The organism is Mycetohabitans rhizoxinica HKI 454, from assembly GCF_000198775.1.
Lineage (GTDB): Bacteria > Pseudomonadota > Gammaproteobacteria > Burkholderiales > Burkholderiaceae > Mycetohabitans > Mycetohabitans rhizoxinica.
The window spans coordinates 423,728-446,838 of record NC_014722.1 but is presented as its reverse complement, the minus strand read 5'-3'; the positions used below and the strand labels follow the sequence as shown (position 1 = coordinate 446,838).

Genomic DNA, 23,111 nt, shown 5'->3' with positions numbered 1-23,111 from the left:
TCTATTGTACGCAATGCCAGATGCACAAGCCTCGCCTCGTCCATTGACAGAACGCGTGTTCGCGCTGCCGAACGAGCACGCGGCTAACACGTTCGGCGCAACGTTGGCCGCGGCGATCACGGCGGCGATGCGGGCCGCGCCCGCGCATGGCATGCAGGTGCACCTGGTCGGCGAGCTTGGCGCCGGCAAGACGACGCTGGTGCGCGCGATGTTGCGCGCACTCGGCCACGCGCAACGCGTGCGCAGCCCAACCTACACGCTTGTCGAGCCCTATACGATCGAAAATGTCGACGGCGCGCCGCTGTCGATCTATCACTTCGACTTATACCGCTTTGCGGATCCGGCGGAATGGGAAGATGCCGGTTTTCGCGAGTACTTCGACACCGGGGCGCTGTGCCTGATCGAATGGCCGCAGCGCGCCGGCGGCGTGCTTGGCGTACCCGACTTGCAGATCGAGCTTGAAGTCCAAGGCGAAGGCCGCAAGCTGACTGCGCGTGCCTATAGCGAAATCGGAAAAGAGTGCGTTGCCCGATGCTGATCAAACCGTTCCGCTCGATTGAATCCGCCGCCACCGCATCGCATTGCTGGCGACGCCGGCAGATCCTGCGCGCGGGCGCCTCGACACTGTTACTGGGCCTGGCCGCGCCGCGCACCGCGCACGCGGCCGCAGTGCTTGGCGTGCGCGTGTGGCCGGCGCGTGACTATACGCGTGTGACGATCGAGTCGGACCAACCGCTGCAGAACTCGCAAAAACTACTACAGGAACCGGACCGGCTCGTCGTCGATCTCGATGGACTGGAGCTGGACCAGACGCTAAAGGATCTGGTTGCGAAGATCACGCCCAATGACCCGCAAATCCAATCGGTACGCGTGGGCCAGTTCCAGCCGCACGTGGTCCGGATGGTGTTCGACCTGAAGGGGTCGGTCAAGCCGCAGGTGTTCGCGCTCACCCCGGTCGGCTCGTACAAGTACCGGCTCGTGTTCGACCTGTATCCGGCCGTGCCGCCCGATCCGCTGATGGAGCTGCTCGCGCAGACGCAACGCAAGGAGGAAGCGCTCGAGCAACGCTCGGTTCCGGGCGCGACGCTGTCGGGTCCGGCGCTCGCGATGCCGTCGCCGTCCGACGGCGCCCCAGGGCGCGACACGCTGGCCGGCATCGCACCGCCGGCCAGCGGACGCGGCCATGCGAGCGACAACAGCGATGCGTTCTTCCAGCGCTTTGCGCAAAGCGATGCGGTGCCGCCACGGGACACCCCATCGGCCAAGCCCAGCCAACCGCCGTCGGCACCGCCGCGGCCCAACGGCAACACCGATGGGCGCGCGCTGGCGACGCGCCGCGACAACGACGGCTACGGCTTCAAAGTGCCGCCGGGCAAGTCCGGCACGGTCCGCCTGCTAACCGTAGCGATCGACCCCGGGCACGGCGGCGAGGATCCGGGCGCGATTGGCGGCGCCGGAACCTACGAGAAGCATGTTGTGCTGGACATCGGTAAGCGGCTGCGCGCGAAAATCGACGCGCAGCCGAACATGCGGGCGATGATGACGCGCGACGCAGACTTTTTTGTGCCGCTTGCGGTACGCGTACAAAAGGCGCGACGTGTCGGCGCTGACCTGTTCGTGTCGATTCATGCGGACGCGTTCACTTCGCCGCAGGCGCGTGGCTCGTCGGTGTTCGCGCTGTCCGAGCGCGGCGCCACCAGCGCCGCGGCGCGCTGGATCGCGCAAAAGGAGAACGCCGCCGATCAGATCGGCGGCGTGGATTTCAAGACCCGGGACGTGACGTTGACGCGGGCGCTGTTCGATATGTCAACGACCGCGCAAATCCGCGACTCGCTGAAATACGGCAATTACGTGCTCAAGGAGATCAGTGGCATCAACAAGCTGCACAAAGGCAGCGTCGAGCAAGCCGGCTTCGCGGTGCTTAAAGCGCCAGACATTCCATCAATCCTCGTAGAAACCGCGTTCCTCAGCAATCCGGACGAGGAGCAGCGGCTGAACTCCGAAGCGTACCGCGACCAGATGGCCAATGCGATCCTAAAGGGCATCAAGCGCTACTTCGCCGCGAATCCGCCGCTCTCGAAGAACCGGATGGCGTAATGCGTCAGCGCGCCTACGGCTAGCCGGCTCGGCGCCGGCGCAACATCTTCCAGCCCGCGCCCAGTGCCACCGGTACAACGGCCGTGGCTACGCCGACCAGTACGATCGTATTCAGGTGGTCGCGGATGAACGGAATATTGCCGAACAAATAACCGCACACGGTCAGCAGTACGACCCACAGCAACGCGCCTAGCACGTTGTAGAGCTGAAAGCGCATCATGCTCATGCCGGATACGCCGGCTACAAACGGTGCAAACGTGCGCACCACCGGTACGAAGCGCGCGAGCACGATCGTCTTGCCGCCGTGGCGCTCGTAGAATTGATGCGTCTTCATCAGCGCAGCCCGATCCAGGAAGCGTTCGCCAAACTTCCAATGCGCATCGAAGACTTTCGGTCCGATATAGCCGCCGATCAGATAATTCACCGTGTTTCCGCCGATTGCCGCCACCAGTAACAGCACGTTCAGCAATAGCAGGTCCAGTGAGCCGGACGCGCTGAACGCACCACCAATGAACAGTAGCGAATCGCCCGGCAGAAACGGCAACACGACCAAGCCGGTTTCGCAGAACACGATCAGGAACAGCACAACGTACACCCAAGCGCCGTACTGCTGGATGAAGTCGCCCAGAAACTTGTCGATATGCAGAACTAGGCTGAGAAATTGCAGGAAGGTATCCAAAAGACATCCTTGAAACCACGGAAATTGGCGTGGATGATACCGGAATACTCCGTCTGCTTCGATGAAACCATCCGGTCGCCAGCGCACCCAACCCCGTCACGACCGGGCAGCGGCGCCTCGCTATAATAGATGGATGTCACAGTCCATTGAGCCGAGCATGTCCGACGCGGCGCGTCCACCCGTTGACGGCGAATCGCCACCGGCGACGCCGTCGCCCTCTGTCGTCGATCCGGCCCCTGTCGTCGATCCGGCCTCCGCCGTAGATCCGGCCTCCGCCGTAGATCCGGCCTCCGTCGCAGATCCGGCCCCCGCCGCCGATCCAGCCTCCGCCGCCGATCCGACCCCCGTCGCAGATTCGGCCTCCGCCGTCGATTCGGCCCCCGTCGCAGATTCGGCCTCCGCCGCCGATCCGGCCCCCGTCGCAGATCCAGCCTCCACCGACGGGCCTGCCGTGCAGCGGCGCGACATGCCGACGCGCGCCATTCAGCCGTTGCCGGATCAGTTGATCAGCCAGATCGCGGCGGGCGAGGTCGTTGAGCGACCAGCATCGGTCGTCAAGGAGTTGGTCGAGAATGCGCTGGACGCAGGCGCGACGGCGTTGCGCATTACGCTGGACGCAGGCGGCGTCAAGCGCATCATGATCGCGGACGACGGCTGCGGCATCGAGGCCGACGAATTGCCGCTGGCGCTGATGCGCCACGCCACCAGCAAGATCCGCTCACTGGCGGAGCTTGAGAGCGTCTGCACATTGGGCTTCCGTGGCGAAGCACTCGCGTCGATCGCAGCGGTCGCGCAGACTAGCATCACGAGCCGCACCGCCGACGCGCCGCACGCCACCCGCATCGATGCGCAGACCGGCGCGCTGTCGCCGGCCGCCGGCGGCGTGGGCACGACGATCGAGGTGCGCGACCTGTATTTCAGCACCCCCGCGCGCCGCAAATTTCTCAAGAGCGAGCAGACTGAGTTCGGGCACTGCCTGGAAGTAATTCGGCGCGCCGCGCTGTCGCGCCCAGATGTCGCCTTCTCGGTGCTGCACAACGGCCGCGCTGTCGAGCACTGGAACGCGGCCAGTGCCGCCGCGCGCACCGCGAAGATCCTAGGCGAGGCGTTCGCGACGTCGCATCTGCCGCTTGAGGAGGCCGCTGGCCCAATTGCGATCTACGGCTTCGCTGGGCTGCCAACCGCTAGCCGCGGCCGTGCCGATCAGCAGTATTTCTTCGTCAATGGCCGTTTTGTACGGGACAAGCTGCTCACCCATGCGGTGCGCGCCGCCTATGAGGATGTGCTGCATGGCGACCGCTATCCGGCCTACGTGCTGTTCCTCGACCTGCCGCCCGAAGGCGTCGACGTCAACGTCCACCCGTCCAAGATCGAGGTACGCTTTCGTGACTCGCGCTCGATCCATCAGTTCGTTTTCCATGCGGTCCAGCGCGCGCTGGCCCGGCACGCCGGCGCCTCGCCCGACACGACCGCGGCAGGCCACGCGGCGTACCTGACGCCCACCGTGCCGGATACGGCGAGCCCGGGGGCCGAAGCGGGCGGCGGTGTGGACGCGGGCTCGCTGGCCAGATCCAGTGCTGCGTCAGCGTTGTCCGGCGCGGCGCCGCCACAGAGCGGCGGGCAATCTGCCGGACTGCGCCGTGGCGGGCCTGCCGCGACACCGGGGTCTTCGAGTTGGATATCGCATACGCGGATGCGCCAGGGCGTGCTACCGGTCGCCCAACCGCTGGCCGTCTACGATGCGTTGTTCGGCCGGCGCGATACGGCCGCCGTCCCTGCGTTGCCCACGCACGATGACGCCTCTGCCGCACCTTCGCCGGCATCCGGCCCAGCAGCGGACCAGGCATCGTCACCGATGGACGCCGAAAGCACGCAATCCGGCCCGTCCGCCACCAGTGAGGCCCATCCCGCCTCCGCCACCAACGAAGCCCAGCCCACGTCTGCCACCCACGCAGTCCAGCCCGCGTCCGCCGCTAACGGGCCGGCGGCAGCGTCGGCACAGCCGCTTGACGAGCATCCGCTGGGATTCGCGCTCGGCCAGTTGCACGGCATTTACGTGCTGGCGCAGAACACGCGCGGACTGGTGCTAGTCGACATGCACGCGGCCCATGAGCGCATTCTGTACGAGCAATTCAAGCACGCGCTCGCTCAGCGGCACATCGCCGTGCAACCGCTGCTGATCCCGGTGACGATGCAAGCCGATGCGGTCGAAATCGGCGTGGCCGGCGAGGAACGCGAGACGCTCGATGCATTGGGCTTTGACATTGCTTCGCTGTCTCCGACCACGCTGGCCATCCGTGCGGTGCCCGCGCTGCTCAAGGATGCCGACCTGGTCTCGCTGGCGCGCGCGGTGCTCGCGGACCTGCACGCGTACGGCGGTTCACGGGTGCTGACCGAGCACCAGCACGAGTTGCTCGGCACGCTGGCGTGCCACCATGCGGTGCGCGCGAACCGGCGCCTGAGCATCGACGAGATGAACGCGCTGTTGCGGCAAATGGAAGCCACCGAGCGCGCCGATCAATGCAATCATGGTCGTCCGACCTGGTTCCAGCTTACGCTCAACGAGCTGGACCGGTTGTTCATGCGGGGCCAATAGTCGCGCCGTGCCACCCGCCCCCGTCATCGCATGCCTGCTCGGGCCAACCGCATCCGGTAAAACCGCTGCTGCGCTCGAGCTTGCGCGCCGTGCCCCAGTCGAGATCGTCAGCGTCGATTCGGCCCTCGTCTACCGGCAAATGGACATTGGGACCGCCAAACCCAGCGCAACCGAACGCGCCGCGGTGCCCCATCATCTGATCGACATCCTTGACCCGCTCGACGCCTACTCGGCTGCTCAGTTCCGCACCGACGCGCTGCGCCTGTGCGCTCAAATCATTGCACGCGGCAAGCTGCCATTGTTGGTGGGCGGAACCATGTTGTACTACAAAGCGCTGGTCGATGGCTTGAATGCGTTGCCAAGCGCCGACGCGTCGATCCGCGCCGCACTCGAGCAGGATGCAGCGCGCGAGGGCTGGCCGGCACTACACGCGAAATTGGCACAAATCGACCCGGTATCGGCAGCGCGGATTGCGCCCAACGATTCGCAGCGGATCCAACGTGCGCTGGAGGTCTGGCGGCTGACCGGGCAGCCGATGTCCACGCTGCTGCGCCCGACGCTCAATCCGGCCGCCGGTGCGAGCGTCGGGCACCAGGCCGCAGGCGACGTCGATGCATGCGCGAAAGACGTCGATGTGTGTGCGATGCGTGCCGACCTGCCGCCGTCGCCCCGCTTTGCTGCCGTTTCACTGGAGCCCTCCGACCGGTCAGTACTGCACGCGCGCATCGCACAGCGCTTTGACGCGATGCTGGACGCCGGCTTGATCGATGAAGTGCAGCAATTGCGTGCGCGCGGCGACCTGCACCCCGGATTGCCGTCGATGCGCTGCGTCGGATACCGACAGGTATGGGCGTACCTGGACGGCGAATACGATTACGCGACGATGCGCGACAAGGGCATCTTCGCGACACGCCAGCTTTGCAAGCGGCAGTTGACATGGTTGCGCTCAATGCCCGAGCGGATCGTCATCGACTGTGTTGGCACTGACGCCGGCCTGCGTGCCGCCGACGCAGTGCGGCGACTATGGGCACCGACGTAGCCGATGCCACGATCGATCGGTGCGGCGGCGCCACGACGGCCCCCCAGACACGACGCTGCAATACGCGGCGTCACCTCCCCATGCGCGGCATTACGTCCTCCGCGCGCGGCTCACGTCTACATGCGTGACGTCACACCACGATCGTTTGTGCGTCGCCAGCGTTGCGCTCGCGCACCGTGCCGAGCGTCCACACTTGCTCGCCGGCGGCCGACAGTACGCCGGCCGCCATCTGCGCGTGCTCGGCTGCGACGATGACCACCATCCCGATCCCGCAGTTGAAGACGCGGTGCATCTCCGCGTCGGCCACGCCACCGTGCTGCTGCAGCCACGCGAACAGGGGCGGCAACGGCCATGCGCGGTGGTCCAGTTCCGCGCACAGCCGCTCAGGCAACACGCGCGGCACGTTCTCGACAAGCCCGCCCCCTGTGATATGGGCGATACCCTTGACCGGGAGTTGCCGCATCAACTCGAGCATGGGCTTGACGTAGATGCGCGTGGGCGCCATCAATGCATCGGCCAGCGAACGGCCGTCGAAATCGGCTTGCAGATCCGGCGCCGCGCGCTCGATGATCTTGCGCACCAGCGAGTAACCGTTCGAGTGGATGCCGCTCGAGGCCAGGCCCAGCACCACATCGCCAGCGCCGATCGTGCTGCCGTCGATGATCTGGCTTTTTTCGACTGCCCCGACCGCGAATCCGGCCAGGTCGTATTCGCCGTCCGGATACATCCCCGGCATCTCGGCCGTCTCGCCGCCAATCAGCGCGCAGCCCGCCAACTCGCACCCGGCGGCAATACCCTTAACCACACTCGCCGCCGTCTCGACGTCGAGCTTACCGCAGGCGAAATAGTCGAGGAAGAACAGCGGCTCGGCACCTTGCACAAGAATGTCGTTGACGCTCATGGCCACCAGATCCTGCCCGACCGTATCATGCCGGTTCAAATGGAACGCGAGTTTGAGCTTCGTGCCCACGCCGTCGGTGCCGGAGACCAGCACCGGCTCGCGGTATTTCTTCGGTACCTCGAACAGCGCGCCGAATCCACCGATACCCGCCAGCACGCCGTCGCGCATCGTCTTTTTCGCGAGCGGCTTGATGCGGTCAATGAGCGCGTCTCCTGCGTCGATATCGACACCCGCGTCACGGTAGGACAGGCCCGGCGCCTGCGTGCCGGGAGTGGATTTCGGTTGATTCATGGCGAGAGCGCGAGAAGCTCGCGGGAAGGTCGGTAAAATTGCAATTTTACCCGATGCGAGTGTGCCGACCGCACGATCTCGTCAAAACCGCATTCCTGGACCCTTGTCACCCGTGCTGACCTCGTCTGCTTTCCATCGTCAACTGACACTCGACCTGGGCACGCCGCCGCCGAAGACATTTGAGAACTTCTTCGCCGGCGCTCATGCCGAACTGGTCGCCCGTCTCGCCGGCCTGGACGCCGCCCTCGCGGCCGGGCCGGTCGCGGATCGCACGTTCTACGTATGGGGGGACGCCGGAAGCGGGCGCAGCCACCTGCTGCAGGCGCTGGTGGCCGGCGCATCGAGCGGCCGTGCGCGCTTTGTCGCACCACTCAGCCCACTGTCGGCGTTCGGCTACGATCCGCGTGTCGCGATCTATGCAGTTGACGATGTCGACCAACTCGCCGATGCACAACAGATCGCGCTGTTCAACCTGTTCAACGAGGTGCGCGCCAGCCCCGGCAGCGCGCTGGTGGCCACCGGCAACGCCGCGCCACTGCATCTGGCCGTGCGTGAGGATTTGCGCACGCGCCTGGGCTGGGGCCTAGTGTTCCATCTCGGTGCGCTGACCGACGAGGGCAAGGCGGCCGTGCTCAAGCATGCCGCGCGCGAACGCGGCCTGACGCTTGCCGACGACGTGCCGGCATGGCTGCTCACGCACTACCACCGCGACATGCCCAGCCTGATGCGCGTATTGGACGAGCTCGACCGCTTCGCCCTCGAACACAAGCGCGCCGTCACGCTACCGCTGCTGCGTGCGATGCTGGCGGACAGCTTCAAGTAAAATGCGCTCCATGACGAAAACCGCACGCAATCTCGCCCTGTTCGACCTGGACCATACGCTGATCCCCACCGATAGCGACCACGAGTGGGGACGCTTCATGGTCAAGCTCGGCATTGTCGACGCCGACAGCTTCTCGCGCGAAAACGACCGCTTCTACGCCGACTACCAGGCAGGCAAGCTCGACATCCATGCGTACCTGCACGCGATGCTCACCCCGCTGGCAAAATACTCGCGGCGGCAACTGGACGACTGGCATGAGCTATTCATGCACGAGGTCATCAATCCGCGGATCCTGCCCGCCGCCCGCGCATTGGTGCGCGAGCACCAGGAGGCGGGAGACCTGTGCTGCATTGTGACGGCGACCAACGCGTTCATCACCGCACCAATCGCGCAAGCCTTCGGCATCGAGACGTTGATCGCGTGCGAGGTTGAGACGGCCGACGGGCATCCCGACAGCCCGTACACGGGCAACCCGATGGGCGTGCCGAGCTACCGCGAGGGCAAAATCGTGCGGGTGCAGGCGTGGCTGGATTCGCTCGGCTGCGACTGGACAAGCTTTGCAAACAGCTACTTCTATAGCGACTCGCACAACGACATCCCGCTGCTCGAAAAGGTCACCGTCCCGGTGGCAACCAATCCGGACGAGAAGCTGCGTGACTATGCGCTGGCTCGTGGTTGGCGCATCCTTGAACTGTTCCAATCGACGTGATTACAAAATTCATCCGCAAGTTGTTCGGCTCGCGTAGCGGCGATGCCACCCCGCCGGCCGACACGGCGCACGACACCGACGCCGATCGAGGCGGCGCACATGCCAACCCGGGCATCGCCCCGACAGGCCGTCGGCGCAACGCGGCGCGCGACGAGCCGCGCAGCGCGCCGGCTGACGCGCGGGCCGCACAGGACACTAGACTGGCCTCGCCCAAGCCAGCGCGCCACACGCCACGCCGCCGCCCCTTAGCCGCCGGTGGTCATGCCGGCAGCCAACCTGCTGCCGGTGGCGAAGCCGAAGTACCGGTGATCGTGCCAGCCGACATCCATCGTATCGATCCGGCACTGATCTCGCGCCATGCCATCCGCGTCACCGACACGCTGCAACAAGCCGGTTTTCGTGCGTTCATCGTCGGCGGCGCGGTGCGCGATCTGCTACTCAATATCGCGCCGAAGGATTTTGATGTCGCTACGGACGCCACACCGGACGAGGTCGTCAAGCTATTTCGCCGCGCCCGGCTGATCGGCCGGCGTTTTCAGATCGTCCACGTCCAGTTTGGACAGGAGATCATCGAAGTGTCGACGTTCCGCGCGCTGATGGATGCGGTGCCGGCTGACGTCGGATCCGCGGACAGCGCGCCGGCCGCGCCACCGCGCAAGCTGCGACGCGGCGAGTTGGACCGGCGCACGCATGCGGTAGACGCGAGCGGACGCGTGCTGCGCGACAATGTCTGGGGCGAACAGCACGAGGACGCGACGCGGCGCGACTTCACCGTCAACGCGATGTACTACGATCCGGCGACGCAGACCGTGCTCGACTACCATCGCGGGATGGACGACATTCGCGCCCGCGTGCTGCGAATGATCGGCGAGCCAGCCACCCGCTTTCGCGAGGATCCGGTCAGGATGCTGCGTGTCGTGCGTTTCGCGGCCAAGTTGGGCTTCACGATCGAATCGTCGACGCATGCGCCGATCGCCAAGTTGGCGGATCTGATCAACAACGTGCCGGCGGCCCGGCTGTTCGACGAAATGCTCAAGCTGCTGCTGTCCGGGCACGCGCTCGGCTGCCTGAAGCAGTTGCGCGCGCTGGGTCTGCACCATGGGCTGTTGCCGCTGTTGGACGTGGTGCTCGAGCAGCCCAGCGGGGAGCGTTTCATCACGCTTGCGCTGACCCATACTGACGAGCGCGTGCGCTTGGGCAAGCCGGTCTCACCTGGGTTCCTGTTTGCCTCGCTGCTGTGGCACGAAATGCAACTGCGCTGGCAACAATACGAGGCTGGCGGCGAACATTCGATCCCGGCGCTGCATCGGGCCATGGACGACGTGCTCGACCAGCAGACCGAAAAACTCGCGATCCAGAAGCGCTACACCGCCGACATGCGCGAAATCTGGGGGCTACAGCCCCGACTGGAAAAGCGCTCCGGCCGCAGCGCGTTAAAGCTGCTGGAGCACCAGCGGTTCAGAGCAGGTTATGATTTTCTCTTGCTACGCTGTGAGGCGGGCGAGTTGGACGCGTCGGTCGGTCAATGGTGGACGGATTTCATCGCCGGCGATCCGGACACGCGCGAGGCGCTGCTGGCGCAGGGCGACAAGGAGCGCTCGCCGCGCAAGCGCCGGCGCCGTGGCGGCTCGCGCCACCGCAAGGATCCTGGCGAAGGTGCCCAGCAGGCCGCGTCGCCGACCGATGGCGAACCACGTGGCAACGGCGACGCCTAGCGGCTTGCGCGCACGCCGACCATCAAATGCAGCAGGAGTCGACGTCATGACCGTAGCCTATCTTGGCCTGGGCGCGAACCTTGGCGACGCGCGCCAGACGCTGAAGGACGCCGTGGTCTGCCTCGCGCAGCAGGCGCCCGTCACCGTGCTTGCGAAATCGAGCCTGTACCGCACTGCCCCGGTCGATGCCGGTGGCGACGACTTCTACAATTGCGTGGTGAAGATCGATACCACGCTTGCCGCACGGCAGCTGCTTGCCCTGTGCCACGGCATTGAGCATCACTTCGGCCGCGAGCGCCCGTACCGGAACGCACCTCGGACGCTAGACATCGATATTCTGCTGTACGGCACCGTGCAACTCGACGAGCACGACCTGACGGTGCCGCACCCACGGTTATCCGAGCGGGCGTTCGCACTAGTGCCGCTACTCGAACTGGACGCAGCGATCGAGATTCCCGCGCTGGGCCGTGCGGACCGTTACCTGACTGGCGTTGTGTCGCAGCGCATCGAAAAGGTCGATCCCTGCCAATGTCCGTTCCGACGCGTCGCCGCTGCGATCGTGGGCGGCCAGTCGGGGCCGCGCCGATGAACCCGTCCGCTGTTGTGCCACCGCTCACCGTCCATGCGCCGGCGCAGCATACGCCCCTGGGCTACCTGGTGATCGAGGGGCCAATTGGCGTCGGCAAGACCACGCTGGCGACGCAACTGGCAACACGCTGGTCCATGCAAACGCTGCTTGAGCGCGCGGCTGACAATCCGTTCCTCGAGCGCTTCTATCACGACAACGCACGCTACGCGTTACCGGCGCAGTTGGACTTCCTGCTGCAGCGTGAGACGCAAATGCGCGCGATAGCGGATGCGCGGCAGCGCGGCACGCCACTCGCCGCGGACTTTCTGCCGCAGAAAGATGAGTTGTTTGCCCGCCTGACGCTGCCCGACGACGAATTCACGCTGTATCGCGCGCTGGCCGCCCGCGTGCCGCTCGCCCGGCCAGCGCCGGATCTCGTGATCTACCTTCAAGCCAGTCCGGAAACGCTGTTCGCCCGGATTCAAAAGCGCGCGATTGCGATGGAGACGCATATCACCGATGCGTACCTGCGCGCATTGTGCGACGCGTACAGCGAATTTTTCTATCACTACGACGACGCGCCGCTGCTCAGCGTCAATACCGACCATCTGGATCTGGCAGGATCTGACGCAGACCTGGACTTGCTGGTCAAGCACATTGGATCGATGCGCGGCCGCAAGGCGGTATGGGTGAAGGGCACGGCGCGATGACGCTCTCCAAGGATCATTTGTTATGAGCTATCTGCAGAATTCTGGCCGTCGTGCCGTCACTGTTCCGCGCCTTCAGCAGATGCGTGAGGCCGGCGAGCCGATCGCGATGCTGACGTGCTACGACGCAAGCTTTGCGGCATTACTCGAGCGTGCGGGCGTGGACGTGCTCCTCATCGGCGACTCGCTCGGCAACGTGTTGCAGGGCCAGACCACAACGTTGCCGGTCAGCGTAGCGGATATCGCATACCACACCGCCAGCGTGGCGCGCGGCAGCCGCGGCAACGCGCTGGTCGTCTCGGATTTGCCGTTCGGCAGCTACGGTACGCTAGCAGACGCGTATTCAAGCGCCGTCAAGCTCATGCAGGCGGGCGCACAGATGGTCAAGCTTGAGGGCGGTGCATGGCTTGCTGAGACGATCCGCTTCCTGGTCGAACGGTCGGTGCCGGTCTGCGCGCACTTGGGGCTCACGCCGCAGTCGGTGCACGCGTTCGGCGGCTTTAAGGTCCAAGGCAAGAGCGATCTGGCGGCCGAACAGTTGAAAAAGGACGCCCAATTGCTCGAGCAGGCCGGCGCGCAAATGGTCGTGCTCGAAGCGATCCCTGCCGCGTTGGGGGCCCAGGTCACCGCGGCACTGACGATTCCGACGATCGGCATCGGCGCCGGCGTCGACTGCTCGGGTCAGGTACTGGTGTTGCATGACATGCTCGGCGTGTTCCCTGGCAAGCGGCCCCGGTTCGTCAAGGACTTCATGGCCGGCCAGCCATCGATCGAGGCAGCCGTCCAGGCCTACGTGCGCGCGGTCAAGGATCGGACGTTCCCCACCGCAGAGCATACGTTCTGAATCGACGTCGCTCAAGGCGAAGAAGGCGAAGCTAAAAGCGAAGCAATTGTGCCGGCATCACGCCGCGCAGCGCATTGCAGACAACAAGCGCATCGCGGCGCTCAAAGTCGGCGCGCGTGATCGGCTGCTCGATGGCCTGCCACGCCGGGTCCGCGAGCAGCACCGAGCGCATGACACCGGGCAATACGCCGCTGGCCAGTGGCGGGGTGACCCAGCGGCCGTCGATTCGCACGAATACCGTGCTGCGGCCGCCTTCGGTCAGCTCGCCACGCCGATTGAAAAACAACAAGTCAAACGCGTGGTGAGTTTCCGCGAGTCGCCATGCCCGGTCATAGGCATCCCGGCAGGTGGTCTTGTGACGCAGCAACGGATCATCCGGGTACGGGGCAGCCATGCCGTGATCGGCCGCCAGCATCACGCGCACCGGACCGGGCGCGAGTGGGAGCAATGGCGCCGCGCTGACGTCGATGACCCCGTCCTTGCGCAGCGTCGCGCGCATCCGATAGGCGCCGCCCGGCGCGAGCGCCGCACAGGCCTTTGCAAGCCGCGCCGCAAACACGCCGGCCTCGAACGGGAAGCCGAAATAGCGCGCGCTGCGCTCGACACGGGCAACATGAAGAGCTTCATGCCGCACGCCCTCCCGCGTTGCATACATTGTCTCGAACAACTGGAAGCCGGGGTCCGCCTCGGTCAAGAAGCGAGCCTTTAATGCACATTCGAGATATTCGTCGTGCGCGACGCTGTCCAGCACGATGCCGGCGCCCACCCCGAGCGTGCCCGCCTGCACGTTGGCGCCCATGCCGGAGGTCGATCGCGGCTCCAACACCAACGTGCGAATGGCCACTGACAGGCAAAAATCGCCGAGCGGACGCGCGTCGGCAGCCGGGTCGAGCCACCCGATCGCGCCAGTATACAACCCGCGTGGTGTCGTCTCGATCGACTCGATTAACGCCATCGTGCGAACCTTCGGCGCGCCGGTAATCGAGCCACACGGAAAAAGCGCCCGCAGCACATCGGCAAAACCGATCTCGTCACGCACGCGCGCGTGCACGGTCGACGTCATTTGCCACACCGACGCGTACGGCTCGAGCGCAAACAGCGCGGGCACGCGAACCGAGCCGGTCCGCGCGATTTTACCCAGATCGTTGCGCAGCAAGTCGACGATCATCAGGTTCTCTGCCCGGTTCTTTTCGTCGGCGGCCAGCGCCCGCGCTTGCCGCGCGTCGAGTTGCTTGTCATTCGCACGCGACGCCGTGCCTTTCATCGGCCGCGCGACGATCGTCCCGCCACGATGCTCGACGAACAGTTCGGGCGACAACGACAGCACATGGGTGCCGTCGGGCAGCGCCAGCAACGCGCCAAACGGCACCGGCTGGCGCGCCCGCAAGCGTCGATACAACGCAGGCGCCGAGCCGAACATCTCGAACGCGAGCCGATACGTATAGTTGACTTGATAGGAATCGCCGTCACGCAATGCGGCATGAATGCGCGTGATCGCGTCGTCGAACGCGTCACGCGTGACGCTGCTGCGCACGTTCGCGATGCCAGCCACCCCGGGATCCGCGCGGCCGCCGTCCTGCTGCTGCAACCACGCTGCGACCTGCTCCGAGGACAGGCGGCGCAACTCGCGGAACAGAAGAATACGCAGCGCACCGCCGCCGGACTGCTTGGCCGGGCATTGCAGCCGTACACCCCATTCGTAGTCCGCAAGCAACAACGCATGCAGACCCGTGCGCAGATCTGCATCGACTTCGGCAAGCACTGCATCGAGCCGACCGGGATCGGTGCAAGTGCGCTCATGCGAGAACGCCGTATAGAGACGCGAGCGGCATGCAGGGGCATCGGCCAACGCCTCGCCGGGCACACAGTCGTCGAGCAGCGCGAACACGCGGGTGCTGTCAGGGTTGCCCGCAGCCCGCCCCGCCCCCGCATCAGCTGCCATCATGTCACTCGAAGAAGCTCTTCACGCGATCGAACCATCCCTTGCTCTGCGGGCTATGCCGCCCGCCCCCTTCGACCAGCGACTTTTCGAACTGGCGCAGCAGGTCACGCTGCGTATCGGTCAGCTTGACCGGCGTCTCCACCTGCACGTGCACGTACAGGTCGCCCGGCAGGCTCGAGCGCAAACCCTTGAGGCCCTTGCCGCGTAGACGGAATGTCTTGCCCGATTGCGTGCCCTCTGGCACGGTGAACGATGCCTTGCCGGCCAGCGTCGGCACCTCGATCTCGCCGCCCAGCGCCGCGGTGGTGAACGCGATCGGCATCTGGCAATGCAGATCGTCGCCGTCACGCTCGAAGACGGTGTGCGGCTTGATGTGGATCTCCACATACAGATCGCCGTTCGGACCGCCATTGATGCCCGGCTCGCCGTTGCCGGCAGAACGGATCCGCATCCCCTCGTCGATGCCGGCCGGAATCTTCACCTCCAGCGTCTTGTTTTCCTTAACCTTGCCGACGCCGTGGCAATGAGCGCACGGCTCCGGAACGTACGTCCCAGTGCCGTGGCACTTTGGACACGCCTGCTGGATGCTGAAGAAACCCTGCGACATGCGCACCTGGCCCTGCCCATGGCAGGTCGGGCACGTCTCGGGCTTGGTGCCCGGCTTCGCGCCGGAGCCACGGCATACCTGGCACGATGCCCAACTCGGTACGCGGATTTGCGTCTCATAGCCATGTGCGGCCTGCTCCAGCGTGATCTCCATGCTGTAGCGCAGGTCCGCGCCGCGGTACACCTGCGGGCCGGCCCGCCGGCCGCCGCCTGCGGCTTGTCCAAAGATATCGCCGAAAATGTCGCCGAACGCATCGGCGAAGCCGCCAAAGCCTTGTGCGCCCGCGGCGCCCATGTTCGGGTCGACACCCGCATGGCCGTACTGATCGTACGCGGCACGCTTCTGCGAGTCGGACAGCATTTCGTAGGCCTCCTTCGCCTCCTTGAAATGCTCTTCCGCATCCTTGTTGCCAGGATTGCGGTCCGGGTGGTACTTCATTGCCAGCTTCCGATACGCCTTCTTGATGTCGTCATCGGACGCATTCTTGGCGACACCCAGCACGTCGTAGTAGTCTCGTTTGGCCATATCGAGTCAATGCCACAAAACAAAATAGGCCCGGAGAGCTGCTAAGCCCGCCAGGCGCGCTGTCTTCACCACCGTGCTGCGGTGCACGATAGCACATAGGTGGCCAGTGCGGTGGACGCGGCACGCCTCGCGTCCCGTCCACCGGCTGCCACCGCCGCTTCGCTCAGTCCTTCTTCACTTCCTTGAAGTCAGCGTCAACAACGTCGTCCTCGGCCTTGCCGGACGGCGCAGCGGACTGCGCGTCGGGCGCGGCTCCAGCCGCACCCGCCTGGGCCTGCATGTCGGCGTACATCTTCTCACCGAGCTTTTGCGACACCTTCGACAGCGCCTCGATCTTCGCCTCGACCTGCGCCTTGTCGGACGCGCTCTTCAGCGCTTCCTCCAGTTCCTTGAGCGCAGCCTCGATCGCGCTCTTCTCACTCGCGTCGATCTTGTCGCCGTAGTCGGACAGCGCCTTCTTCGTGCTGTGCACCAGCGCGTCACCCTGGTTGCGCACGTCGGCCAACTCACGCAGACGGTGATCCTCCTCGGCGTTCGCCTCGGCATCCTTCACCATCTTCTCGATCTCAGCCTCGGACAGGCCTGAATTGGCCTTGATCGTGATCTTGTTCTCCTTGCCCGTGCCCTTGTCACGCGCATGCACGTGCAAGATGCCGTTCGCGTCGATGTCGAACGTCACTTCGATCTGCGGCACGCCGCGCGGCGCGGGCGGGATGCCCTCCAGATTGAACTCGCCCAGCAGCTTGTTGCCGACCGCCATCTCGCGCTCGCCCTGGAACACCTTGATTGTCACCGCCGACTGGTTATCGTCGGCCGTCGAGTACACCTGCGTGTGCTTGGTCGGGATCGTCGTGTTCTTGTTGATCATCTTCGTCATCACGCCGCCCAGCGTCTCGATGCCCAGCGACAGCGGCGTCACGTCCAGCAGCAGCACATCTTTGCGGTCGCCGGAGAGCACCTGGCCCTGGATCGCCGCGCCGACCGCGACCGCCTCGTCCGGGTTCACGTCGCGACGCGGCTCTTTGCCGAAGAACTCCTTGACCTTGTCCTGCACCTTCGGCATCCGCGTCATGCCGCCCACTAGGATCACGTCATCGATGTCACCGACCTTCACACCCGCGTCCTTGATCGCGATGCGGCACGGCTCGATCGTGCGCTCGATCAGCTCCTCGACCAGCGCCTCCAGCTTCGCGCGGGTAACCTTCAGGTTCAAGTGCTTCGGGCCGGACGCGTCCGCCGTGATGTACGGCAGGTTGATTTCGGTTTGTGCCGAACTCGACAGCTCGATCTTGGCCTTTTCGGCCGCTTCCTTCAGCCGTTGCAGCGCGAGCACGTCCTTGGACAGGTCAACGCCCTGCTCCTTCTTGAATTCACCGATGATGTAGTCGATGATCCGCTGGTCGAAGTCCTCACCACCGAGGAACGTGTCGCCGTTGGTCGACAACACCTCGAATTGCATTTCGCCGTCCACGTCCGCGATCTCGATGATCGAGATGTCGAACGTGCCACCGCCCAAGTCATAGACCGCGATCTTGCGATCGCCCTTCCCGGATTTGTCCAGTCCGAATGCGAGCGCCGCGGCAGTCGGCTCGTTGATGATCCGCTTCACGTCCAGGCCAGCGATGCGGCCCGCGTCCTTCGTGGCTTGCCGCTGGCTGTCGTTGAAGTACGCCGGCACGGTGATCACCGCTTCAGTCACCGGCTCGCCGAGGTAATCCTCGGCCGTCTTCTTCATCTTGCGCAGCACTTCGGCGGAAATCTGCGGCGGCGCGAGCTTCTTGTCGCGCACCTGTACCCACGCGTCACCATTGTCCGCCTTGATGATCTGGTAAGGCATCAGGCCGATGTCCTTCTGCACTTCCTTCTCTTCAAAACGACGGCCAATCAGCCGCTTGACGGCAAACAGCGTGTTTTTCGGATTCGTCACGGACTGACGCTTGGCCGGCGCGCCAACCAAAATCTCGCCATCGTCCATATACGCGATAATCGAAGGCGTCGTGCGCGCGCCTTCCGAGTTCTCGATCACCCGCACCTGGTTGCCTTCCATCAGCGCCACGCACGAATTCGTGGTACCGAGGTCGATCCCGATAATCTTGCCCATTTTTACTAATCTCCTGGCTTTGATCTAGCTAGACCCGCGCAGCACGCGGTCATTCATTCACGTCTGCCCACAACGTGGGTGCAACAGCGCTGATTTCAATACCCTGGCGTGCACACGGACTTTGCCATGGCCAAACGCCGGCCGCACTCACTTAGGCGCGGCCACGGTAACCAGCGCTGGGCGCAGCACGCGGTCGGCAATCACGTAGCCTTTTTGCAACACGCTGACCACAGTGTTGGCCTCCTGCTCGGCCGGCACCATCGAAATCGCCTGGTGCCGGTGCGGGTCGAATTTCTCGCCGATCGGATTGATCTGCACGACGCGCCCCTTCTCCAGCGCGCTCGACAATTGGCGCAACGTCAGCTCGACGCCCTCGCGCACCTTCGCCAAGTCGCCGGCGTTGTCCGCCAACGCAGCCTCCAGGCTGTCAACGACCGGCAGCAGGTGTTCGGCAAAACTCTCGATCGCGAACTTGTGCGCCTTAGCGACGTCGTCCTGCGCGCGCCGCCGCACGTTCTCGGTCTCCGCGCAGGCGCGCAGGAAACTCTCTTGCAACTCGGCGATCTTGGCCTGCGCTTGCTCGAGCGCGTTGGCTTCGGCGGCGGCATGGGCCTCGCCCAATTGCCCATTGTCGGCGCCCGGCTGTGCCGCCGCGGCGTCCTTGCGCTGAGCCTCGGCCGGTTGCACCTGTGCGTCCTGCGCCGTTTGCGTGCCGTTGCCGGCGGGTTCCGTATCCGATGCGGGGCGATGCTGGCTTGCTTGCTTCTCTTCCATGATGGCCGTGGTCAATTTCAGTCAATGGTTCGATTCGGCTGTTCCCGCGCCCGGTCGGCCCAACGGGCGCCAGCACACGGGAAACCGTGGTTGCGCAATCGACATGGGGTCGCAGCAGGCCTTTTCAATAGCCCGCCGTAAAAAGTCGTGGCACAGCGCCGTATGGCGTGGCCACCGTGGCGTTGCAATATACCGTTACATGATTTTCCGCATGTGTTACACGAATTCCCGTATGTTCACCGCAAATAGATTGAGTGCCCGGCGGCGCTGACCTACACTTTGCTATAAGGCGCTTTAAGACACGTACACCCTGGATTTCGTCAATGGCGCTCGCCACCGCCCAGCCAAATGCCCGTTTCCGCCCGTGCCATGAAACTGACCTTTGCCATTGGGGTGGTCGCCGTGGTATTGATCGCGGGAACGACCGTCATTTGTATGTCCGGTGCCGTCACCGAATCCACGATCGAGTATGGCGGCGTCCACGCAACGCTCGAGTCCCTGTTCAATCCGCACCAGACAGTTTGTCCATGATGCGTCGATCGCGTTTCGTCGGCCGCCCGTGAAGCGTCGCAGCCGGCTCCCGGAAGGTCCTGCGCCGCTCCAACTCGGCCAGCCGCCGCGCGTTACCAGTCGGCGTCTCCTCGTATAGCGTCTGCGCGATCGCCGCCGGGCCGCGCACCTCACATACGCCGCGCACCTGCACTTCCCATACGATGCGCTCGATGTCGATTTGCACCATGTCGCCGACGCGCACCTCCTTGGCCGCCTTCACCGACTCGCCGCCGATGCGCACCCGGCCCTTGCCAAGCGCGTCGGCTGCCAGTGAGCGGGTCTTGAAAAACCGCGCCGCCCACAGCCACTTGTCGATGCGCAGCCGCGCGTGAGGATCGGTCGAAATCTTTAACTTCATCGGTCCCTCACGCCGATGTCGCCGCCGCGCCCTGTTGCGATGCAGCAATCGGCCACCCTTGCAAATGGGTGACGACGATCTCGGCCAGCGCGCGGATCCACGGTTGCGCATCGTTGACACACGGAATCCGATGGAACTCGCGCCCTCCCGCCCGCAAGAACGTATCACGACCCTCGATGCCGATTTCCTCGAGCGTTTCGAGGCAATCGGACGTGAAGCCCGGGCAGAACACGTCAACCCGACCGGCTCCGGCCGCGCCCAACTCCTGCAGCGTCGGTGCGGTATAAGGTTGCAGCCATTGCGCGCGTCCGAACCGCGACTGGAATGTGAGCCGGCATTCGACCTCGGTCAACCCGAGCGCATGGGCCAGCAACGTCGCGGTTTGCCGGCATTGCTCGGCATAGGGATCGCCCAAATCCAACGTGCGCTTGGGCACGCCATGAAAGCTCAACAACAGCCGATCGCCGGCCGTGAAATCGGGTCGGCCGTGCTGCTGCCAATAGTGCAGCACTTGAGACGCCAGCGCCTCGATATAGGCGGGATGGTCCGCATAATGCTTGATCGTGCGGATCTCCAGTTGATTGCGCATACGCGCCAGCGCGCAGAACGCTGCATCGAATGCGCTGGCGCTGGTCGAGGCTGAATATTGCGGATACAGCGGCACCAATAGCACCCGCTCAGCGCCGGCGCGCTTGAGTTGATTCAGCACGTTGCCGATGCTGGGTGTGCCATAGCGCATGGCATAGTCGACGAGCACGGAACACCGGCCTGCCGCCAGCCACTGCCTCAGGCCGTCGACCTGCCGCTCGGTGTGCACGCGCAGCGGCGAGCCCTCCGCCTCCCAGATCGCCGCGTACTTGCGCGCCGACGCGCGGCCGCGCAACGGCAGGATCAGCGCGCGCAGCACAATCTGCCAGAGCGGCGCAGGGATCTCGACGACGCGTGGGTCGGACAAGAACTCGGCCAAGTAGCGCCGCACCGCGCGCGGCGTCGGTGCAGCGGGGGTGCCGAGGTTGATCAGCAGCACGCCGACCCGGTGCGATGCGCTCGGCTGCGAGGGCAGCTCAAGATCAAAATGCATGAGAGGATCCGTTGAGCACCGCAATGGTGCACTTGTTATCCGATTATAACGGCCGCTCGGCATTTGCCGCCGTGGCACGGAGGCTGGAGGCTGGCCATCCGGATAGTGGCGCGGCGCGACGCATCGACTCCGGCGGACCCGCAGGCCCGCGTCAATGCTGAGACAGCGCGAATGACAGCAGCCGGGCGGTGATGTCGACGATCGGAATCACGCGGTTGTACGCCATGCGGGTCGGCCCAATCACGCCAAGCGTGCCGACGATCTTGCCATCGACCTCATACGGCGCGGTCACAACGCTCATTTCCTCGATCGGCACGAGCGTGGATTCTCCACCGATGAAGATCTGCACGCCCTGCGCATGGCTCGATACGTCGAGCAACTGTAGCAGGCTAGTCTTTTGGTCAAAGACATCGAATAGCTTACGCAGGCGCGCCATGTCGGACGACAGATCGGCCACTTCGAGCAAGTTCCGCTCACCCGAAATCAGTACGTTGTCGGATTCGTCGTCGGTTTCCGTGCTAGCGGTGACGGCGGCCTGCATCAGTTGCATCATGTCGCCGCGCAGCGCGTCGATTTCCTCACGCAGTCGGCGTCGCACCTCGTCAAACGACAAGCCCGCATAATGCGTGTTGATATAGTTGGAAGCCTCGGTCAGCTGCGACGGCGAATAGTCGCGCTGGGTCGCCATGATTCGGTTCTGCACGTCACCTTCGGGGGTGACGATGATCAGCAAGATCCGCTTGTCGGACAGCCGCATGAACTCGATCTGTTTAAACACGTGGCTGCGCCGCGGCGTGAGCACAACGCCGGCAAACTGCGACAAGTTGGACAGCACGCTGGCTGCCGCCGCGACGACCTTCTGCGTCTCGCCCGGCTTGAACTTGTCCTGCACCGCAAGCTTGACCTCAGCTTCCTGCGCGTCGGGCTGCACGGTCAGCATCGTGTCGACGAACAACCGGTAGCCGCGTGGCGTCGGAATCCGCCCGGCCGACGTATGAGGACTGGCGACAAGCCCAAGCTCCTCGAGATCGGACATCACGTTGCGGATCGTCGCCGGGCTCAGTTCAAGCCCCGAATACTTGGACAACGTGCGCGAACCGACCGGCTGACCTTCGGCGATATACCGTTCGATCAGCGTCTTAAGCAGGGTCTGGGCACGAGGATCTAACATAGCGAAAATTCTAGCTTAAATCTTGCGCGCGGCGAGGATTGCCATCGATCCGACGCGCACGGGCGAGCCAAAACACGAAGGCATACAGTTTGTCAGATACCTATGGTGTAATGCGGGCATGGAAATGGGCCAATTCAAGACCGTTGCGCTGATCGGGCGCAACAACACGCCTGGCATCGGCGAGCCGCTTGCCGCGCTCGCCGGCTGCCTGACACAACGCGGCTTTCAAATCGTATTCGAAGCCGACACGGCGCGCGAGAACGATTTGCACGCCTATCCGGCGCTCACGCCGGCACAGATCGGCGCGCGCGCTGACGTCGCCGTCGTGCTCGGCGGCGACGGCACAATGCTGGGCATCGGCCGGCAACTCGCGCCTTACCATACCCCGCTCATTGGCGTCAACCATGGCCGACTCGGCTTCATCACCGATATCGCGATCGCCGACATGAAGCAGTTGGTGCCGCAAATGCTGTCGGGCAGCCATGAGCGCGAGGAGCGCTCGTTGCTGGAGGCCCGCATCATGCGCAACGGCGAGCCAATCTATCATGCGCAGGCGCTTAACGACGTCGTCGTGAACCGCAGCGGCTTCTCCGGGATGGCAGAGCTACGCGTGTCGGTCGACGGCCACTTCATGTCGGACCAGCGCTCGGACGGGTTGATCGTGGCCACGCCAACCGGCTCCACCGCGTACGCGCTCTCGTCCAACGGCCCGTTGCTGCATCCGCAATTGCAAGGGATCGTGCTGGTGCCGATCGCGCCACACGCGTTGTCGAACCGGCCGATCGTGCTGCCCGACACGTGCCGAATCGCAATCCAGATCATCGGCGGGCGCGACGTCAACGTGAATTTCGACATGCAGTCGTTCACCGCGTTACAACTCGAGGATACGATCGAGGTACAACGCTCCAAGCACACGGTGCCGTTCCTGCATCCGGTCGGCTACAGTTATTACCGGACCTTGCGCAAGAAGCTGCACTGGAATGCGCACTCGTCGCTCGGCGAGGACGAGCCCGGCTAAGCCGGTGCCCGTC

Annotated in this window: 21 protein-coding genes; 12 read left to right on the top strand and 9 right to left on the bottom strand. The window is 64.6% G+C overall.

All coding sequences use genetic code 11. The annotated features are described in order from the left end of the window. The first annotated feature begins 13 nt into the window (after positions 1-13). Both tsaE and RBRH_RS01945 read left to right on the top strand, forming a co-directional pair. Positions 14-538: a tRNA (adenosine(37)-N6)-threonylcarbamoyltransferase complex ATPase subunit type 1 TsaE gene (tsaE, locus tag RBRH_RS01950; RefSeq protein ID WP_041753045.1), complete on the top strand. Its 525-nt coding sequence runs from the start codon at positions 14-16 to the stop codon at positions 536-538. After that, positions 532-2,097 (top strand): N-acetylmuramoyl-L-alanine amidase, encoded by a 1,566-nt coding sequence (locus RBRH_RS01945; protein ID WP_041753044.1) that lies wholly within the window; start codon positions 532-534, stop codon positions 2,095-2,097. Before tsaE ends, RBRH_RS01945 begins: the two co-directional genes overlap by 7 nt. 19 nt (positions 2,098-2,116) lie before the next feature. Here the strand turns inward: RBRH_RS01945 and RBRH_RS01940 are convergent, their stop codons facing one another. Further along, positions 2,117-2,776 carry a VTT domain-containing protein gene (locus RBRH_RS01940; protein WP_041753043.1) on the bottom strand — a complete coding sequence of 220 codons (660 nt, stop codon included), beginning with the start codon at positions 2,774-2,776 and terminating at the stop codon, positions 2,117-2,119. A 466-nt stretch (positions 2,777-3,242) separates the two neighbouring features. Between RBRH_RS01940 and mutL the strand changes: the two genes are divergently transcribed. Further along, the gene (gene mutL, locus RBRH_RS01935; protein ID WP_083813492.1) at positions 3,243-5,372 is read left to right on the top strand and encodes a DNA mismatch repair endonuclease MutL; all 2,130 of its coding nucleotides are present in this window, start codon (positions 3,243-3,245) and stop codon (positions 5,370-5,372) included. Next, entirely contained in the window at positions 5,305-6,411 is a 1,107-nt protein-coding gene (miaA, locus tag RBRH_RS01930) for a tRNA (adenosine(37)-N6)-dimethylallyltransferase MiaA (protein ID WP_013434213.1), read from the top strand. Before mutL ends, miaA begins: the two co-directional genes overlap by 68 nt. 130 nt (positions 6,412-6,541) lie before the next feature. Here the strand turns inward: miaA and purM are convergent, their stop codons facing one another. Next, positions 6,542-7,603, bottom strand: coding sequence for a phosphoribosylformylglycinamidine cyclo-ligase (gene purM, locus RBRH_RS01925; protein WP_013434212.1), 1,062 nt, complete (start codon positions 7,601-7,603; stop codon positions 6,542-6,544). A 115-nt stretch (positions 7,604-7,718) separates the two neighbouring features. On the opposite strand from purM, the gene hda reads away from it, so the two are divergent. The 6 genes from hda to panB are packed head-to-tail and all read left to right on the top strand — an operon-like array spanning position 7,719 to position 12,969. Further along, complete coding sequence (gene hda / locus RBRH_RS01920; RefSeq protein WP_041754032.1) at positions 7,719-8,426, top strand: DnaA regulatory inactivator Hda; 708 nt, start codon at positions 7,719-7,721, stop codon at positions 8,424-8,426. A gap of 10 nt (positions 8,427-8,436) precedes the next feature. Next, positions 8,437-9,135, top strand: coding sequence for a histidinol-phosphatase (locus tag RBRH_RS01915; protein ID WP_041754031.1), 699 nt, complete (start codon positions 8,437-8,439; stop codon positions 9,133-9,135). Then, on the top strand, positions 9,132-10,850 hold the full coding sequence (pcnB, locus tag RBRH_RS01910; RefSeq protein ID WP_013434209.1) for a polynucleotide adenylyltransferase PcnB: 1,719 nt from the start codon (positions 9,132-9,134) through the stop codon (positions 10,848-10,850). The genes RBRH_RS01915 and pcnB overlap by 4 nt, the downstream gene beginning before the upstream one ends. Before the next feature lie 46 nt (positions 10,851-10,896). Further along, positions 10,897-11,439 (top strand): 2-amino-4-hydroxy-6-hydroxymethyldihydropteridine diphosphokinase, encoded by a 543-nt coding sequence (folK, locus tag RBRH_RS01905; protein ID WP_041754030.1) that lies wholly within the window; start codon positions 10,897-10,899, stop codon positions 11,437-11,439. After that, positions 11,436-12,128 carry a deoxynucleoside kinase gene (locus tag RBRH_RS01900; protein WP_041753040.1) on the top strand — a complete coding sequence of 231 codons (693 nt, stop codon included), beginning with the start codon at positions 11,436-11,438 and terminating at the stop codon, positions 12,126-12,128. Before folK ends, RBRH_RS01900 begins: the two co-directional genes overlap by 4 nt. Positions 12,129-12,150: 22 nt before the next feature. Beyond that, on the top strand, positions 12,151-12,969 hold the full coding sequence (panB, locus tag RBRH_RS01895) for a 3-methyl-2-oxobutanoate hydroxymethyltransferase (protein WP_013434206.1): 819 nt from the start codon (positions 12,151-12,153) through the stop codon (positions 12,967-12,969). Positions 12,970-13,000: 31 nt separating this feature from the next. On the opposite strand, the gene pabB is transcribed toward panB, so the two are convergent. From pabB to grpE, 4 genes are all read right to left on the bottom strand, one after another. Further along, the gene (pabB, locus tag RBRH_RS01890) at positions 13,001-14,914 is read right to left on the bottom strand and encodes an aminodeoxychorismate synthase component I (RefSeq protein ID WP_013434205.1); all 1,914 of its coding nucleotides are present in this window, start codon (positions 14,912-14,914) and stop codon (positions 13,001-13,003) included. A 1-nt stretch (position 14,915) separates the two neighbouring features. Beyond that, the gene (gene dnaJ, locus RBRH_RS01885; RefSeq protein WP_013434204.1) at positions 14,916-16,043 is read right to left on the bottom strand and encodes a molecular chaperone DnaJ; all 1,128 of its coding nucleotides are present in this window, start codon (positions 16,041-16,043) and stop codon (positions 14,916-14,918) included. Positions 16,044-16,206: 163 nt separating this feature from the next. Beyond that, positions 16,207-18,144, bottom strand: coding sequence for a molecular chaperone DnaK (gene dnaK / locus RBRH_RS01880; RefSeq protein ID WP_013434203.1), 1,938 nt, complete (start codon positions 18,142-18,144; stop codon positions 16,207-16,209). A 147-nt stretch (positions 18,145-18,291) separates the two neighbouring features. Beyond that, entirely contained in the window at positions 18,292-18,918 is a 627-nt protein-coding gene (gene grpE, locus RBRH_RS01875; protein WP_083813417.1) for a nucleotide exchange factor GrpE, read from the bottom strand. A gap of 369 nt (positions 18,919-19,287) precedes the next feature. Between grpE and RBRH_RS19730 the strand changes: the two genes are divergently transcribed. Next, positions 19,288-19,449, top strand: coding sequence for a hypothetical protein (locus RBRH_RS19730; RefSeq protein WP_173362417.1), 162 nt, complete (start codon positions 19,288-19,290; stop codon positions 19,447-19,449). On the opposite strand, the gene RBRH_RS01865 is transcribed toward RBRH_RS19730, so the two are convergent. The 3 genes from RBRH_RS01865 to hrcA form a co-directional block, all read right to left on the bottom strand. Then, positions 19,421-19,828 (bottom strand): RNA-binding S4 domain-containing protein, encoded by a 408-nt coding sequence (locus tag RBRH_RS01865; RefSeq protein ID WP_041753036.1) that lies wholly within the window; start codon positions 19,826-19,828, stop codon positions 19,421-19,423. The two genes, RBRH_RS19730 and RBRH_RS01865, sit on opposite strands and share 29 nt — an antisense overlap. A 7-nt stretch (positions 19,829-19,835) precedes the next feature. After that, a complete protein-coding gene (gene hemH, locus RBRH_RS01860; RefSeq protein WP_041753034.1) occupies positions 19,836-20,909 on the bottom strand; it encodes a ferrochelatase in 1,074 nt (357 codons plus the stop codon). Between the two features lie 151 nt (positions 20,910-21,060). Further along, on the bottom strand, positions 21,061-22,080 hold the full coding sequence (hrcA, locus tag RBRH_RS01855) for a heat-inducible transcriptional repressor HrcA (RefSeq protein WP_013434198.1): 1,020 nt from the start codon (positions 22,078-22,080) through the stop codon (positions 21,061-21,063). Positions 22,081-22,198: 118 nt separating this feature from the next. Between hrcA and RBRH_RS01850 the strand changes: the two genes are divergently transcribed. Continuing rightward, on the top strand, positions 22,199-23,098 hold the full coding sequence (locus RBRH_RS01850) for an NAD kinase (RefSeq protein ID WP_041753033.1): 900 nt from the start codon (positions 22,199-22,201) through the stop codon (positions 23,096-23,098). Positions 23,099-23,111 lie beyond the last annotated feature (13 nt).